Source organism: Actinocorallia sp. B10E7, assembly GCF_039871655.1.
In the GTDB taxonomy this organism is placed as follows: Bacteria; Actinomycetota; Actinomycetes; order Streptosporangiales; family Streptosporangiaceae; genus Actinocorallia.
This window is the reverse complement of record NZ_JBDPLZ010000004.1, coordinates 801,347-815,736: the sequence shown is the minus strand read 5'-3', so window position 1 is coordinate 815,736 and position 14,390 is coordinate 801,347. Positions and strand designations below refer to the sequence as shown.

The window sequence follows — 14,390 nt, the reverse complement described above, 5'->3', positions numbered from 1 at the left end:
TCGACCAGGACGACTACGTCCTCAGCGCCGACGAAAAACCCGGCGTCCAGGCGCGGATGCGTCTCCACCTCCCGCTGCCGCCCGGGCCCCGAAGGGCGATGCGCGCCGAGAGCGAATACCACCGTTGGACGACTACGTCCTCAGCGCCGACGAAAAACCCGGCGTCCAGGCGCGGATGCGTCTCCACCTCCCGCTGCCGCCCGGGCCCCGAAGGGCGATGCGCGCCGAGAGCGAATACCACCGTTGGACGACTACGTCCTCAGCGCCGACGAAAAACCCGGCGTCCAGGCGCGGATGCGTCTCCACCTCCCGCTGCCGCCCGGGCCCCGAAGGGCGATGCGCGCCGAGAGCGAATACCACCGTTGCGGGACCCTGGCCTACCTTGCCGCCTATGACGTCCACCGCGCCCGCATTTTCGGCAGGTGCGAGCCGTCCACCGGAATCAAGCCGTTCACCGCGCTTGTGGACCAGGTCATGCAGGCCGAGCCCTACGCCTCGGCCAGGCGGGTCTTCTGGATCGTGGACAACGGCGCCTCGCACCGCAACTGGGCGGCCGCGGCCCGGCTCAGCGACGCCTACCCCAACGCGCAGATGGTCCACCTGCCGGTTCACGCCTCCTGGCTCAACCAGATCGAGGTCTACTTCTCCGTCATCCAGCGCAAGCTCCTCACCCCCGACGACTTCGAGGACCTCGACGAGCTCGCCGCCCAGATCCTCGCCTTCGAAAACCGCTACAACGCCACAGCCCGGCCATTCGACTGGCGATTCACCCGTACCGACCTCAACCGGCTCCTAGCCCGCATCAGGCGCCACGACCGGCACGCACCACACCCGCTGGCTGCATGACCCCGACGAATTAACGGGCGCGACCACTAGCACCTCGGCCGCCTCGGGAATCTTCGTAGAGGCCGCTAGGCGGGGGACTGTTCCACGAAGGGTGTGACTCAGAGAATCTGAGGAGACACTGTGAGCGAGGATTCCCCCGAGATCGTGGAGGCCGGTCTGTCCGGTTCGCGGCAGGACAAGAAGAAGCAGCAGGACGAGCAGCGGGCTCTGGTGGGCCGGCTGGTCAAGGAGGCCCAGGCCGAAGGCAGGGAACTCGTCGGCCGTGACGGGATGCTGGCCGGGCTGGTGAAGCTCGTGCTGGAGACCGCTTTGCAGGGCGAGATGGACGCTCATCTCGGCCGCGGCCACGGCGAGGTCACCGATCCGGGCGAGGTGGTCAACCACCGCAACGGCAACCGGCCCAAGACGGTCGTCACCGACGTCGGGCCCGCCGAGATCGAGGTCCCGCGGGACCGGAACGCCTCGTTCGAGCCGAAGATCGTCCGCAAGCGCCAGCGCCGCCTCGGAGGGGTCGACGACATGGTCCTATCGCTTTCGGCTAAAGGCCTCACTCATGGCGAAATTTCGGCCCACCTGGCCGAGATCTATGGGACGGAAGTGTCGAAAGCAACGATCACGACGATCACCGACCGGGTCTTGGAAGGCATGACAGAATGGCAGAACCGTCCGCTCGATGCGGTTTACGCCGTTCTGTTCATCGACGCCATCCACGTGAAGATTCGTGATGGAAAGGTCGCGAACCGGCCGATCTATCTCGCCATCGGGGTCACCGCCGACGGATTCCGGGACATCCTCGGGATCTGGGCCGGCGAGGGAGGAGAAGGCGCCAAATTCTGGGCCCACGTCCTGACCGAGCTCAAGAACCGCGGTATTCGGGATGTGCTCATGGCCGTCTGCGACGGGCTGAAAGGCCTGCCCGAGGCCATCAACGCGACCTGGTCGCAGACCGTCGTGCAAACATGCATCGTCCACCTGCTGCGCAACACGTTCCGCTACGTGCCCCGCCAGCACTGGCCCAGGCTCGCCGAAGCCCTCAAACCCGTCTACACCGCCCCGACCGAAGCCGCCGCCCTCGAGCGCTGGTGCGAAGTCGCCGACACATGGGGAAGCCGATACCCGGCGATCGTCCGCCTCTGGGACCAGGCCTGGCCCGAATTCGTGCCATTCCTGGCCTTCGACATCGAAATCCGGAAGGTCATCTGCTCGACGAACGCCATCGAATCGGTCAACGCCTGTATCCGCCGGGCCGTCCGTGCCCGGGGACATTTCCCCAACGAGCAGGCCGCCCTGAAATGCGTCTATTTGGCGCTGATGAGCCTGGACCCGACCGGCACCGGGCAGGCCCGCTGGGGCCGACGCTGGAAAGCCGCCCTGGGCGCCTTCGACCTCGCCTTCGACGGCCGCCTCACCCGCAACCATCACTGAACAGAAACAACAACCTGTCCCACCATTCGCTAAACAGACCCCTAGGCGCCCCGCCCGCGCGCGGACGGGCCACAGCTCCGAGTCTGCGTCCCTGAGGATCCAGCTCACCTCGTTCTGGCGTACCCGGGGGTCTGAGGCGGGCAACTCGCCGACCTCGAGGTCGGAGAAGACGAGGGTGAGGTCGTGGGCGTCGGTCTGGATGCGGACCTCGTGGAAATCGATCCCGACCTCCTCGGCCCAGGCCGCGGCGGTCGGTGATTCACCGACGATCACGGCACCGGGACAGAGGCTGTGCCATTTCACGCCCCAGACGTAGCCGTCCAGGTCTTTGCCGGTTTCGTAATCGATGAGTCTTTCATCGAGGGACTTCTTCCACATGCTCTTGGCGACGGTCGACTCGCACCGGGCCTCGACGCAGCAGCGGAACAGATAGCGCAGATACACCGGGAGGATCCCGGTCTTCGGATCTGCCGTCACATAGACGATGAGCTCGTAGTCCCGCATATAGTCGACGAACCCGTGATGGATCACGGCATGGTCGAACACGTCCTCCAGGGCATTTTCCAGCGCGACGACGTCCATGGGCATCGTTCATACACGAGCATCCGGCTTGACGTGTGAACGGACACCCGCTCAGCTCGGCGTGGCCGGGCCGGAAGGGGGTCAGCGTTTGAGTTCGATGATCAATGATCGGAGCCAGGGCTCCCTGCAGGTCGGTTCTGCCGCCATGGCGCGAGCCAGTTTCGCGCGGAGTTCGGCGCTTCGGCCCAGTTGGGTCAGGGCGACGGCTTCGGCGAGTGCGGCGCGGGTGGCGGGATCGTGGCGGGGAGAGCCGACGTCCTCGTTCTGCCAGAGCTTGCGGCTGAATGAAGGGGTCAGTTTGATCTGGCTGTTGCCGAGGTAACTCCGAAGCCGCGGGCTGATGGACACATTCGTCACGGACCGTCCGGGTAGCCGGTCCGTCCATTCGGCGTGCTGGTGCCAGCGCCAGGTGTTGGGCTCGTCTTCTTCCGGCTGGTGATGCCGATGAATCGCAGACCGTGCCGCAGGACGCGGTCGTCGTGCGCCCAGTCGGCGAGGACGAAGAACAGGTTCTCGAAGGTCGATCCTTCGTAGACCAGGTCGGCGAAGACGGCCTGTCCGCGCCGGTGGGCGAGCTTGTCGGGTGACAGGCCCTGCGCCGTGAGGTTCGCGCGAAGCTGGGCCCGCTCGGCGTCGTTGAAGCCGCCGCCGGCTGGCCCGTAGAGGGACAGCGGCAGCTGGAACACCCGGTTGCGCCACGAGGTCCCGCTGAAGGCACCGCTGAGCAGGTCGAAGATGCTGTCGGGGGAACGCCCCACGAAATAGAGACACCGCCCGCCGACCGGGCGACGACCTTGGCGGCACACTCGACGAGCTCGTCGACGAACCACAGATCCGGCGGTTCGACCCCCTCCAGCAGAGTGCCGAGCTCGTCGCCCCGGACCAGATCCCACCGAACGGCCGGTTCGCCCCAGGCAGCTTCATACACCCAGTCAAGCAGACCATCAGCAGAGCGGAGCGGCCTCAGCACGGGAGGTCTGCGTCCGGCAGGCGGCAGAAGAGGACGTTCGTCGGTGCTGTGCTGGTGTTGAGGGGTACGGTCCGGCTATGCGGCGTGGCGGAAGAGTGCGTGCGGCGTCTTCCTTTTCCTGAGGTGAGTGGCTGGCATCGTCCTGGGAGGCCGTCTGTGGCGATCGAGGACCCGTTGTCCTTGCTGGGCCGGTTGAGACTCGGCCGGGAGGAGTTCTGCCAGCGGCTGCTGACGATGTTGATCCTTGATGACGTTTATCCGCGGTGGAACAGCCGTCACCGTCCGTCAGCCAAGGGCGTGGAGTTTCTTCGGCATCTGGAGTCCTTGTGTTTCGCCACGGTGCCGTGGCGGTCAGAGCCGATGTTCGTCGATGAATTCGAGCTCTCGAGAAGGACGGAGAGCGAGGCGGGTGGATTCCCCGACTACGCCCTGTTGTGGCCGGACCGCGTCTGGATGATCGAGTTGAAAACCGCGCCCACGAGTCATCGAGCCGCCCAGATCCCGACCTACCTGGAGCTCGCGGCCCATCACTACCCGTCCGCCGACATCGACCTGACCTATCTGACTCCACCGATGCCGACGAGCGACCCGTCGCTCCAGCCTGGGATGCGCTACGCGCACGTGACCTGGGATCAGGTCCTCGGCGTCATCGCCACGATCTGGGCAGGCGAGGGGACGGCCCTTCTCCAGCGACAGGCCGTCTCTCTCCTCACCGCAGCGGTGCGGGACACCGACGTGACATGGTCACAGTGGCGTTCGCAGAGACTCGGCACCCCGCCGACCGGCCCATCGGCGACGCCCACCCGGCCCATGGACAAAGTCGAACCACCCGACCCCGCCACGCAGGCCATCGCAGTGGCCTTCGCAACGGCGGAAGACGGCCGACAGCGAGCTTTCGACTACGCCTTCGCCAGCTTGGAAGCCCTCGAAGAAATGCGCATCGTGCTACGTCACACCATCAGCGCCGCCCCCGCAGACGACCCCGCCCACCACGTGATGCCCTGGATCTGGTCGACGACCTCCGGTGGCCAGGCCTTGACCCCAGCAGGACGCGAAGTCGGCTACGAACTGAGGTTCTCGCGCTACGAATCCCCTCTCTACTGATCATCTGCCTATCCGTCTGACCGGCATCCCGCCACCCGCAGCATCCTGACACTGACAGGGGCGAGAGATCCCCGATGCGGAGGGATGACCACTGCCGACTCGCGGCATGAGAGTGCGCCGGTGGACTGTCGGTCCCGTCTGCGATGGTGACCTTATGGTGGTATTCGATGCCGAACTCTGGATCTGGAATGCTCGGCGTGCCGACAGCTGGACTTTCGTCAGCCTGCCCGTCGAGGCGTCCGAGGACATCCGTGACCTGGCGGCCGGGTTCGCTCGCGGCTTCGGCTCCCTTCGGGTACGGGTCACAATCGGCGACACCAGCTGGAAAACCTCGATCTTCCCCGACAGCGCCCCGGGGAGCTACGTCCTGCCCATCAAGCGTGCCGTCCATGTGGCCGAAAGCCTCGCCGCAGGCGACAGCACCACCGTGACCGTCGAGCCCATCGGCCTCTGACGACAGCGACAACCACGAGATCCTGGACGCGGTGATCGCCGTGCGGCTGGAGGCCACCCGGCGGATACTGGCGGGGTGGGAGACCAAGGAGCCCGGGCCACTGGGCCGGGTCCACGGGTTCGTCGAGATCGCGGTGGACAACCGCGCCGGCATCCAGAGCTACGGCTGCCTGGTGGGGGCGTTAACCACAGAGCTGGCCAAGCTCGAGCACTCGGCGCTGGGCGACACCGGCAGTCTGTTCGGGCTCTTCCGCGCCTGGCTGCGCGAGCAGTTCACGCTCCTGTGCCAGGTCGGGCCGGCCGACGAGCTGACCATGCACATGCCGGCCGGTCGGCCGCGACGTCGGCAGGAACCCCTCGTGGAGCAGAGCGACCGCTTCAACCAGCGCTGCGAACCCCATAGCCTGCGGCGGTGGCCGATACTTCGCTGAAGTTCCTCATCGATGCCGATCACGGACAGTTCTACATCCAGGACCTCGAACCCTATGACACATGGATGGCCGAACACGCGATGGACCCCGACCTGCCGCCAGGCGGCTGGACCGACGAGGCGGTCCACATCCACCGCATCGGGGCGGAGCCCCACTCGATCTCCGTCGGCACCGCCCGGGACGACATGGTCGAATCGCTGATCACCATCCACGCCTTCGCGCCGGTGCCGACGGCCGAGCACATCGTGGAGACCGACCTGGACGCCCCACCGGCCGTCTCTCCGTATCCAGCCCAGGGGCCCACCCGGATGACGGACCGAGCCTGACCGTCCCCGCCGGACGCCTGCGCGTCCGGATCTCCTACATCTCGTCCGCGCCACCGGCCGCCGACACCAACGGCGGCCCCGGCGAGCACTTCCTCTACCAGATCGACCTGTGGCCGACCGGCCAGGCCGGTGATCTCACCGTCCTCAAGCAGGGGCCGAACCCCTGGGCCGGATAGGCGAACCGGCGAGCGCCCGTGACAGGCTCGAATCCGTCATCGCCGACGTCACGACGAATCTGCGCACAGCGGACACTGCCGTGCCCGAGAGCGAACCGGAGGCTCTCCCCGACCGTCATGAAGACGAAGGCGCGGACAGACCGCTCCTCATGCTGCGATCCGTATGATCGCGGAGGAATCGAGAGAGGCGGGTACGACATGTTCGGCTTCCTGCGTCGGCGGCGGGGCGAGCTCGCCACGATCGACGCCGAGTTCACGGCGCTCACCGAGGCGTTCACCCGGAGTCTCTCCGCATCCGACCAGGACTTCCATAGCATGAGCCTGATGGGGGAGTACGCCCTCGCGCGCGACGCCTACGAGAAGGCCAAGGAGGCTTTCGCCGAAGACCGCGAGAGCGAGGCCGCGCTGCGCGCTCTGGCCGAGTGCCGCCACGCGTTCGCCCGCTTCAACGCCTGGCTGGAATCCCCCGAACGGGTCCGGGTCCGGGTTCTCGGCGGCCCGACCGTCCTGATCGAGATCGATGGCTTGAAGATCCTGGTCGATCCCGCCTTCGGCGATCCGGGCGGCCACCCGGTCGGCGACGGCGAGTTCCGCACCGAGACGGCCCTCGGCCGCATCGGCATGGTCCTGCTCTCCCACTACCAGCATCCTGACGACCTGGATCTGGATATTTCGGTCCGAGCCTTCCTGGACGAGGTCCCCCTGTTCCTCACCACGACCGCCGGAGCCCATCACCTGGGCGGCTCCGCCCTCGGCATGACGCCATGGAGGTCCCTCGACCTGACCCGCCCTCACGGCGCCCCCTTCACGGTCACCGCGGTCCCCGCCCGACACGGCGCCGACGGCTGCGAGTCGCCCGCGGGCGAGGTCACCGGCTTCATCCTCACAGCCCCCGACCTCCCCGCCCTCTACGTCTCCGGCGGCGACGCGTCCCTGGACGTCGTACGCCAGATCGCCTCCCGCTTCGGCCCCGTGGACATCGCCGTCCTCGCCCTCGACGGCCCCCGGGCCGCAGAGGCCGCCACCCTGCTGAACGCCCGCCAAGTCATCCCCGTCCACCGCGACGGCCGGTCCCGCCGCACCGAATCCCCAGCCGGCTCCACCCAGGCCTTCGGAACAGCCGACCCGGCCCCTCTCCTCTCCGGGACGGACGCCTTTCCGGGCTCGCGCACCGCCGTTTCCGGGAGCGGCCGCTCTTTTGCGGATGCGAACCGGGAGGACGGGTTCGGCGTCCCTGCGGACATGGTCGATGATCTGGCCCGTGGGCGGGCGCTGGCGTTGCACATCATGAGCGGTCTGGAGCAGGAACTCCTCCAGGAGGAGGCGGCGACGGGCAGGCCGTTGGAGGCTGCGCGGTCGCTTCTGGAGGGGTGGCGGGCAGGTGATCCGGGAGACCTGTACATGGCCACCGATGAAATCCAGTTGTTCACCGCCGAGCTCGCGCTGGCACGCGCCGCCCGACTCGGGGACGCCTATCGTCCGTGTCCGTTCGACCCATATCACGCGGGTGCCGAAGTGCGGGTGCTGTGGCGTCCGCAGGGCGCGGCTCCCCGGTCGGTGCTCTGCTGCCCCGATGACGCGGCGCTGATCCAGAACGGCGGGCAGCCTGCGGCGCGCCTGGTTTCCGACCTGTCCGGCAAGGTCCCGCTGTGGGATGCCGATGACGTGTACACCCGCTGGCTCCTGGGCCACTTCGCCGCCGTCGGAACAGCCCAGATCGGGGAGGTCTACCAGGACACCGGCCTGGGCCGCATGCTCCATCTCCTGCGCATCCGGTGACCCGGTCGCGCGCCGAGCGGGACCTTCCGCACAGCGCCGAAAACGACGGAGACCCCGGTGAAACCCCCGATGGACAAGACGGTGCCCAGCACGACGCGACCCTGGGGGAAGAAGCCGGGGCAGGGAGCCGCAGGCTCGGCGGCCAAGAGGTCCAGCAGAACGACACCCGTCCGGCTCGGCTGGAGGTCTTCCGCGGCTTCGCCCGCGGCCTCGGCCTGGCCGCGCGTTCACGTTGACGGTCGAGAAGATCCAGCACGTCGAGCGACGGCAGGAGGGATCGGTCCACCTGCTTGAATGCGTGTTCGTGAGCCTGCACTACGAATGGACGATCTCACTCCACCTGCAGCCGGACGTTCCCAAGGCGTTCCTCGGCGCGGCGCGCGCTGGAAGCCGGACTTCTCACGAAAGATCACGGTCCTTGTTCACGGGGATCTGGCAAGTCAAGCAGTGACCGACACACGCCGGGAGTACAGCCAGAAGCCCGTGCGAGCCGCGCAGGAGCGCGATAGGGGCTACCACGTATGCGTGGTGGACGGAGGCGGTTTCACGGACCTGATGAACGGCTGCCCGGCACGCTGCCGGGAGTTGCAACGCGTCCAAGGCAACGATGGGCACGTCCTCGTTCTTTCCCAGGTTGGGGACGGAATCTTGGGTGGACCGCTTGAGCGGCACCCAGTGCCCACCGTGAGTCAGGGGTTCTGGCAGTCGACCTCACCGCCCTTGACAAGGGTACGGAAGCACACGAGTCCACGGTCGTGGCGCTCATCGAACATCTAGCCCAAAAGGAAATCAAGGCTCGCCAGCACGCGCGTAACGCCCCGCGATTCGACGCGGGATGGACGCACGATGACGATGTCTTCGTCGCTGAGGTCAAGAGCTTGACCGGCACAAGCGAGGAGCAGCAGATTCGACTGGGAATCGGCCAGATCCTGGACTACGCCCACCAGCTTCGATCAACGCACCCAGATGATCGAATCCGGCCGGTCCTCGTCCTGGAGAAGCAGCCGACCGACCCAAGATGGACCTCCGTCGCCGACCAAAGCGGAATCCTGCTCACGTGGGCACCTGACTTCGCCGGGTGCTGAGAGACCACCCCTGCCTCGCGGTTAAGGGCACGACCTCCCGCTCTTGACGAACGGAGGCTGTCGGCCAAGCCCTTTGACGAGATCATCATGGGCAGCACAAAAAGCCCCAAAGCGACCAGCCATACCGATCTGGTCTGGCTGGCCTCTCTAGATGTCAGCGAAGCGCACCCTGCCCCTGCAACAAACGATCTTGTAAAAAGATCAAGTGCCCCAAATCAAGTCACTGAGCTGGGAAAACGTGGAGCGGGTGACGGGAATCGAACCCGCACTGCCAGCTTGGGAACCTTGAACGCCACGTCTTGCCTGCGACCAGCAGGCGGTTGTTGGGGCTTTGGAAGGATGAAACCCCTTGGATTCATCGCCTCCGTGCGTCTCCCTGCCAGTTCAAGCAGGGCCACCCACCAGCCGCCTTTACGGCGTAGATTTTCTGCCGCGGCGGCCAGCAAAATCGGGCAGCCACCGCGAAGTGGCCAGTCCGTGTGGAGTTCGTTTGAACACGAAGGCCGGCCAAAGCTCTTCGACCGCGGACACCCGGTCAGAGCTGGGATCCAGAAGCAGCGATCGGGACCGGTCGGCACGTTCGGGGCCGCGGTCAAACGACGGTCACAAAGCCGAAAGGCCTGATCGCTCAGTGAGCGATCAGGCCTTTGACCTGCTGCTTTACCGTCGGGACGACAGGATTTGAACCTGCGACCCCTTGACCCCCAGTCAAGTGCGCTACCAAGCTGCGCCACGTCCCGCGACTGTCGCTTTCGTCCCGTCTGGGGCGTTGGCGACGGGCATAACTCTAGCGCAGTCGGGGGGGTAGCGCACATCGGTTGGGGCGGGGCGGGGGTCAGAAGGAGAGGGGTTCGCCGGGGAGGAGGTCCAGGCGGCGGAGGATGATGCCTTCGCGGAGGGCCCAGGGGCAGATCTCCAGTTCCTCCAGGTTGAAGAGGTCCATGGCGGCTTCGGCGACGAGGGCGCCGGCGAGGAGCTGGGAGGCTCGGCCCGGGGAGACTCCGGGGATCTGCATGCGGGTGGAGATCGGCATTTCGCAGAGGCGTTCGACCCAGTCCTTCAGGGCGGTGCGCGGGAGGACGCGGCGGACGAAGGGGCCTTCGGCGCTGGGGGCGGCGCCGGCGATGCGGGCCAGCTGCTTGAAGGTCTTGGAGGTGGCCACGGCGTGGTCGGCGGAGCCGAAGCGGGTGACGGTGCCGATGCGGTCGGCGATCTCGGCGCGGACGTGGCGGCGGAGGGAGCGGATCTGGTCGGGGTCGGGCGGGTCGAGGGTGAGCCATTCGCGGGTGAGGCGGCCGGCGCCCAGCGGCAGGGAGAAGGCGGCGTCGGGCTGCTCGTCGATGCCGGTGGCGATCTCCAGGGAGCCGCCGCCGATGTCGAAGACCTGGAGGCGGTGGGAGGACCAGCCGAACCAGCGGCGGACGGCCAGGAAGGTCAGCCGGGCCTCGTCGATCCCGGACAGCACCTCGATGTCGGTCTGCAGCTCGGACTTGATGCGCGCGAGGATCTCCTCCCCGTTGGAGGCCTCCCGGACCGCGGAGGTCGCGAAGGCCAGGGTCTCCTGCACGCCCTTGTCCTCGGCGATCTCGAGCGCCTCGGCGACGAGCTTGTGGAGCTGCCCGGCCCCCTCGTCCGACAGCCTGTGGCCGTCGATGAGGTGTTCGGCGAGACGCAGCTCGGTCTTGTGGGAGTAGGCGGGCAGGGGTCTTCCGCCCTGGTGCGCGTCCATGACGAGGAAGTGCACGGTGTTGGATCCGATGTCGAGGACGCCCAGTCTCATACGTCGAAAGTACCGAACAAACGATCCTCGCAGGTGAAGCCGGGTGGTGAGCTTCACGTTCCCAATGTGGCGGAAGATGCACAAAACACCAGAAACGGGGTATGAAGATCGCGTGAGTGATTTCCTCGTCGTCGCAAACCGCCTTCCTGTCGACCGTTTTGTGGGTCCGGAGGGGGAGGTGGGCTGGCGCCGGAGCCCCGGCGGCCTGGTGACCGCGATCATGCCCCTGATGCGCGGCCGGGACGGCGCGTGGATCGGCTGGATCGGCGCGGCCGACGAGGAGGCCGAGCCGTTCACCGACGACGACGGCCTTCGCCTGGTCCCTGTCCCCCTGTCGGGCGAAGAGGTCGAGCTCTACTACGAGGGCTTCTCCAACGCCACTCTCTGGCCCCTCTACCACGACGCCATCGCCCCGCCGGAGTACCACCGCCGCACCTGGGACTCCTACGTGCGGGTCAACCGGCGCTTCGCCGAGGCCACCGCCGAGGCCGCGGCCCGGGGCGCGACCGTCTGGGTCCAGGACTACCAGCTCCAGCTGGTGCCCAAGATGCTCCGGGAGATGCGCCCCGACCTGAAGATCGGTTTCTTCCTGCACATCCCCTTCCCGCCGGTGGAGCTCTTCCAGCGCCTGCCCTGGCGGAAGGAGATCATCGAAGGCCTGCTCGGAGCCGACCTCGTGGGCTTCCAGCTCCCCGCGGGCGCCGCGAACTTCATCCGGATGGCCCGCCGCGTCGTGGACGTCCGGGCGCAGAGCGGCCAGATCCAGTTCGAGGGCCGCACCGTCCAGGCCAGGGCGTTCCCGATCTCCGTGGACGTCGGCGAGCTGGCGGAGCTGGCGGCCCGCCCCGAGGTACAGGAGCGCGCCAGGGACATCCGCGCCGAGCTCGGCGACCCCGATCGGATCCTGCTCGGCGTGGACCGGCTCGACTACACCAAGGGCATCACCCAGCGCCTGGAGGCGTTCGGGGAGCTGCTGGCCGACGGCGAGCTCAAGCCGGGCGAGGCGGTGTTCGTGCAGATCGCCACCCCGAGCCGGGAGCGGGTCGAGCAGTACCAGCTGCTCAAGGACGACATCGAGCAGCAGGTGGGCCGGCTCAACGGGGAGTTCTCCCAGCTCGGCGCCCCTGTGATCAACTACATGCACACCAGCTACGACCGGGCCGAGCTGACCGCCCTGTACCTGGCCTCCGACGTCATGGTCGTCACCCCGCTGCGGGACGGCATGAACCTGGTGGCCAAGGAGTACGTGGCCTCGCGCAAGGATCTGAGGGGCGCGCTGGTGCTCAGCGAGTTCGCCGGCGCGGCCGCGGAGCTGCGCCGGGCCTTCCTGGTCAACCCCTATGACGTGGACGGCCTGAAGCGCACCCTGCTGGCCGCGATCCGGGCAGAGCCGCTGGATCTGCAGCGCAGGATGCGCTCCATGCGCCGCAAGGTCGCGGACTACGACGTCAGCCGCTGGGCGGAGAACTTCCTGACGGCCCTGCGGAACGAGGGGGCGGGCGAGGCCCCCGAGGAGATCGAACTCCTGGCCTGAGCCGTCAGGCGCTCGCGGCGGCGTTCTGCGCCTCGAGGGTCCTCTTGAGCGCTTTGGGCAGGGGGCCGGTGCGTTCGGCGAGGTCCTTGAGCCGCCGCTTGTGGGTGCGCTTGGCCTTCCTGTCCAGGACCCCGCGCAGCTTCCCGGCCTCGGTGAGGGCGACCAGGGCCGCGTCCACGGGGTCGACCCGGGACAGCGGGTCGCGCAGCGCCGCCGACACCCGGCCGCGCAGCCTGCCGCGCAGCCGCGGGTCGCGCGGAGTCATCCGGTAGGTGGGGAACAGCCCGAGGATCTTGCGCTCCTCGACGCGCGCCCATCCGCCGTTCGCGATCTGCTCGCGGACGGCGAGCGTCGTCTGCCGGCCCCGGCGTCCCACCCAGTGCTGCCATTTGCGGGGCTTGGAGGAGGCCAGCTCCTCCAGCACCGCCTCCAGGACGGGATCGTGGCAGGGGTGCCGGACCGCCACGACGGCCCGGCCCTTCTCGTCGGCCAGGTGCCCCGACAGGTAGAGATCGGTGAGGGCGGCGGCCCGTACCAGCTCGTTGAGGTGGGTGCCCACGGGCGGTTTGCCCCGTTCGGGGTCGAGTGCCAGGAGGTAGATCCGCTGGGGCAGGGTGTCGGGCATTTCCACGGTCATTCCCCTTCTCGGGATTCGGGTGGTTCCGGCGGCTCAGGCGCCTGTTCCTCTTCCGCGGCGGCCCGGGAGGGACGGCCCGGGCCGCGCATCCTGCCCACTCCCGACGGCAGCCTTCCCGCCTCGGACAGGGCGCGGCGCAGCAGGAACTCGATCTGGGCGTTCGTGCTGCGCAGCTCGTCCCCGGCCCAGCGCGCCAGCGCGTCGTGCACGGCCGGGTCGAGCCTGAGCAGGATCTTCTTCCGCTCGGTGGCCATGGGCTCTAGGCGTAGAGGGTTCCGGTGTTCACGACGGGCTGGGCGTCTCTGTCTCCGCACAGGACCACCAGGAGGTTGCTGACCATCGCGGCCTTGCGCTCCTCGTCCAGCTCGACGATCTCGTCCTCGGCCAGCCGGGCCAGCGCCATCTCCACCATGCCGACCGCTCCCTCGACGATGCGGCTGCGCGCGGCGACGATCGCGGTGGCCTGCTGGCGGCGCAGCATCGCCTGGGCGATCTCCGGCGCGTAGGCGAGCCGGGTGAGCCGGGACTCGGTGATCTGCACTCCGGCCGCGGCGACCCTGGCGCCGATCTCCTCCGACAGGCGGGCGGTGATCTCCTCGGCGTTGTCGCGCAGGGACAGGCCCTGCCCGTCGTGGGCGTCGTAGGAGTAGCTGTTGGCGATGTGCCGGACCGCGGTCTCGGTCTGGATGGCGACGAACTCCACGAAGTCGTCGACCTCGAAGACGGCCCGGGCGGTGTCCTTGACCTGCCAGACGACCACCGCGGAGATCTCGATCGGGTTGCCGTCCAGGTCGTTGACCTTCAGCACGTCGGTCTCGTGGTTGCGGATCCGGGTGGAGACCCGGCGCCGCTGGGTGAGGGGGTTGACCCAGCGCAGCCCGTCGGTGCGGACGGTGCCGGTGTAGCGGCCGAGGAGCTGCAGGACGCGGGCCTCGCCGGGGGCGACGGCGGTGAGCCCGGCCGAGATGGTCAGCGCGCCGACGAAGACCAGCGCGCCCAGAGTCATCAGGGCGGGGCCGGCCGCTCCGCCTTCGCCGTCGCCTGCCAGCACCGCGCCCACGACGAAGGCGGCGGTGCCGGCGGCCATTCCCAGCACCACGCCACCCAGGACGGGCCAGCCGGACGCACCGAAAGCGATCTTCTCCCGCACCTGCGGGACGGGGGGTTGTACGAGCTCGCTCATGGCGGTTCTCCTCATCTTGACGATGTCTTTAACCTAGCAAAGTGATATCACTTTTTCAACGCGAAAAGGCCCCGGCCGC

At 67.8% G+C, this 14,390-nt stretch carries 17 protein-coding genes and 1 tRNA gene; 11 read left to right on the top strand and 7 right to left on the bottom strand.

The window, feature by feature from the left end; all coding sequences use genetic code 11:
• Positions 1 to 243: 243 nt before the first annotated feature.
• The 3 genes from ABGB12_RS17715 to ABGB12_RS17705 all read left to right on the top strand — a co-directional run bounded on the left by ABGB12_RS17715 (position 244) and on the right by ABGB12_RS17705 (position 2,892).
• Positions 244 to 846, top strand: a complete 603-nt coding sequence (locus ABGB12_RS17715; RefSeq protein WP_347679165.1) for a transposase — start codon at positions 244 to 246, stop codon at positions 844 to 846.
• Between the two features lie 207 nt (positions 847 to 1,053).
• Positions 1,054 to 2,271 (top strand): IS256 family transposase, encoded by a 1,218-nt coding sequence (locus ABGB12_RS17710; protein WP_347679206.1) that lies wholly within the window; start codon positions 1,054 to 1,056, stop codon positions 2,269 to 2,271.
• Positions 2,272 to 2,562: 291 nt separating this feature from the next.
• On the top strand, positions 2,563 to 2,892 hold the full coding sequence (locus ABGB12_RS17705) for a hypothetical protein (protein WP_347679163.1): 330 nt from the start codon (positions 2,563 to 2,565) through the stop codon (positions 2,890 to 2,892).
• 42 nt (positions 2,893 to 2,934) lie between these two features.
• Here the strand turns inward: ABGB12_RS17705 and ABGB12_RS17700 are convergent, their stop codons facing one another.
• Together ABGB12_RS17700 and ABGB12_RS17695 are read right to left on the bottom strand one after the other, a co-directional pair.
• Positions 2,935 to 3,210: a hypothetical protein gene (locus tag ABGB12_RS17700; protein WP_347679161.1), complete on the bottom strand. Its 276-nt coding sequence runs from the start codon at positions 3,208 to 3,210 to the stop codon at positions 2,935 to 2,937.
• Complete coding sequence (locus ABGB12_RS17695; protein ID WP_347679159.1) at positions 3,207 to 3,611, bottom strand: hypothetical protein; 405 nt, start codon at positions 3,609 to 3,611, stop codon at positions 3,207 to 3,209. The genes ABGB12_RS17700 and ABGB12_RS17695 overlap by 4 nt, the downstream gene beginning before the upstream one ends.
• 368 nt (positions 3,612 to 3,979) lie before the next feature.
• On the opposite strand from ABGB12_RS17695, the gene ABGB12_RS17690 reads away from it, so the two are divergent.
• From ABGB12_RS17690 to ABGB12_RS17660, 7 genes are all read left to right on the top strand, one after another.
• Positions 3,980 to 4,927 carry a hypothetical protein gene (locus ABGB12_RS17690; RefSeq protein WP_347679157.1) on the top strand — a complete coding sequence of 316 codons (948 nt, stop codon included), beginning with the start codon at positions 3,980 to 3,982 and terminating at the stop codon, positions 4,925 to 4,927.
• Positions 4,928 to 5,081: 154 nt separating this feature from the next.
• Positions 5,082 to 5,381 carry a DUF1905 domain-containing protein gene (locus tag ABGB12_RS17685; protein WP_347679155.1) on the top strand — a complete coding sequence of 100 codons (300 nt, stop codon included), beginning with the start codon at positions 5,082 to 5,084 and terminating at the stop codon, positions 5,379 to 5,381.
• Positions 5,382 to 5,412: 31 nt separating this feature from the next.
• Positions 5,413 to 5,811, top strand: a complete 399-nt coding sequence (locus ABGB12_RS17680; protein WP_347679153.1) for a hypothetical protein — start codon at positions 5,413 to 5,415, stop codon at positions 5,809 to 5,811.
• Positions 5,793 to 6,137 carry a hypothetical protein gene (locus ABGB12_RS17675; RefSeq protein ID WP_347679152.1) on the top strand — a complete coding sequence of 115 codons (345 nt, stop codon included), beginning with the start codon at positions 5,793 to 5,795 and terminating at the stop codon, positions 6,135 to 6,137. The genes ABGB12_RS17680 and ABGB12_RS17675 overlap by 19 nt, the downstream gene beginning before the upstream one ends.
• A 374-nt stretch (positions 6,138 to 6,511) precedes the next feature.
• Entirely contained in the window at positions 6,512 to 8,092 is a 1,581-nt protein-coding gene (locus tag ABGB12_RS17670) for an MBL fold metallo-hydrolase (RefSeq protein WP_347679150.1), read from the top strand.
• Complete coding sequence (locus ABGB12_RS17665; RefSeq protein ID WP_347679148.1) at positions 8,089 to 8,328, top strand: hypothetical protein; 240 nt, start codon at positions 8,089 to 8,091, stop codon at positions 8,326 to 8,328. Before ABGB12_RS17670 ends, ABGB12_RS17665 begins: the two co-directional genes overlap by 4 nt.
• A 519-nt stretch (positions 8,329 to 8,847) precedes the next feature.
• Complete coding sequence (locus ABGB12_RS17660; RefSeq protein ID WP_347679146.1) at positions 8,848 to 9,177, top strand: hypothetical protein; 330 nt, start codon at positions 8,848 to 8,850, stop codon at positions 9,175 to 9,177.
• A 666-nt stretch (positions 9,178 to 9,843) separates the two neighbouring features.
• On the opposite strand, the gene ABGB12_RS17655 is transcribed toward ABGB12_RS17660, so the two are convergent.
• Both ABGB12_RS17655 and ABGB12_RS17650 read right to left on the bottom strand, forming a co-directional pair.
• Positions 9,844 to 9,917: transfer RNA gene (locus tag ABGB12_RS17655), tRNA-Pro, on the bottom strand.
• Positions 9,918 to 10,012: 95 nt separating this feature from the next.
• Entirely contained in the window at positions 10,013 to 10,957 is a 945-nt protein-coding gene (locus ABGB12_RS17650) for a Ppx/GppA phosphatase family protein (RefSeq protein ID WP_347679144.1), read from the bottom strand.
• A 76-nt stretch (positions 10,958 to 11,033) separates the two neighbouring features.
• On the opposite strand from ABGB12_RS17650, the gene ABGB12_RS17645 reads away from it, so the two are divergent.
• Complete coding sequence (locus ABGB12_RS17645) at positions 11,034 to 12,491, top strand: trehalose-6-phosphate synthase (RefSeq protein WP_347679142.1); 1,458 nt, start codon at positions 11,034 to 11,036, stop codon at positions 12,489 to 12,491.
• A gap of 4 nt (positions 12,492 to 12,495) precedes the next feature.
• Here the strand turns inward: ABGB12_RS17645 and ABGB12_RS17640 are convergent, their stop codons facing one another.
• The 3 genes from ABGB12_RS17640 to ABGB12_RS17630 are packed head-to-tail and all read right to left on the bottom strand — an operon-like array spanning position 12,496 to position 14,311.
• Positions 12,496 to 13,128 carry a GPP34 family phosphoprotein gene (locus tag ABGB12_RS17640; RefSeq protein WP_347679140.1) on the bottom strand — a complete coding sequence of 211 codons (633 nt, stop codon included), beginning with the start codon at positions 13,126 to 13,128 and terminating at the stop codon, positions 12,496 to 12,498.
• Positions 13,125 to 13,382, bottom strand: coding sequence for a hypothetical protein (locus tag ABGB12_RS17635; RefSeq protein ID WP_347679138.1), 258 nt, complete (start codon positions 13,380 to 13,382; stop codon positions 13,125 to 13,127). The genes ABGB12_RS17640 and ABGB12_RS17635 overlap by 4 nt, the downstream gene beginning before the upstream one ends.
• A 5-nt stretch (positions 13,383 to 13,387) precedes the next feature.
• Positions 13,388 to 14,311 (bottom strand): SPFH domain-containing protein, encoded by a 924-nt coding sequence (locus tag ABGB12_RS17630; protein WP_347679136.1) that lies wholly within the window; start codon positions 14,309 to 14,311, stop codon positions 13,388 to 13,390.
• Between the last annotated feature and the right edge of the window lie 79 nt (positions 14,312 to 14,390).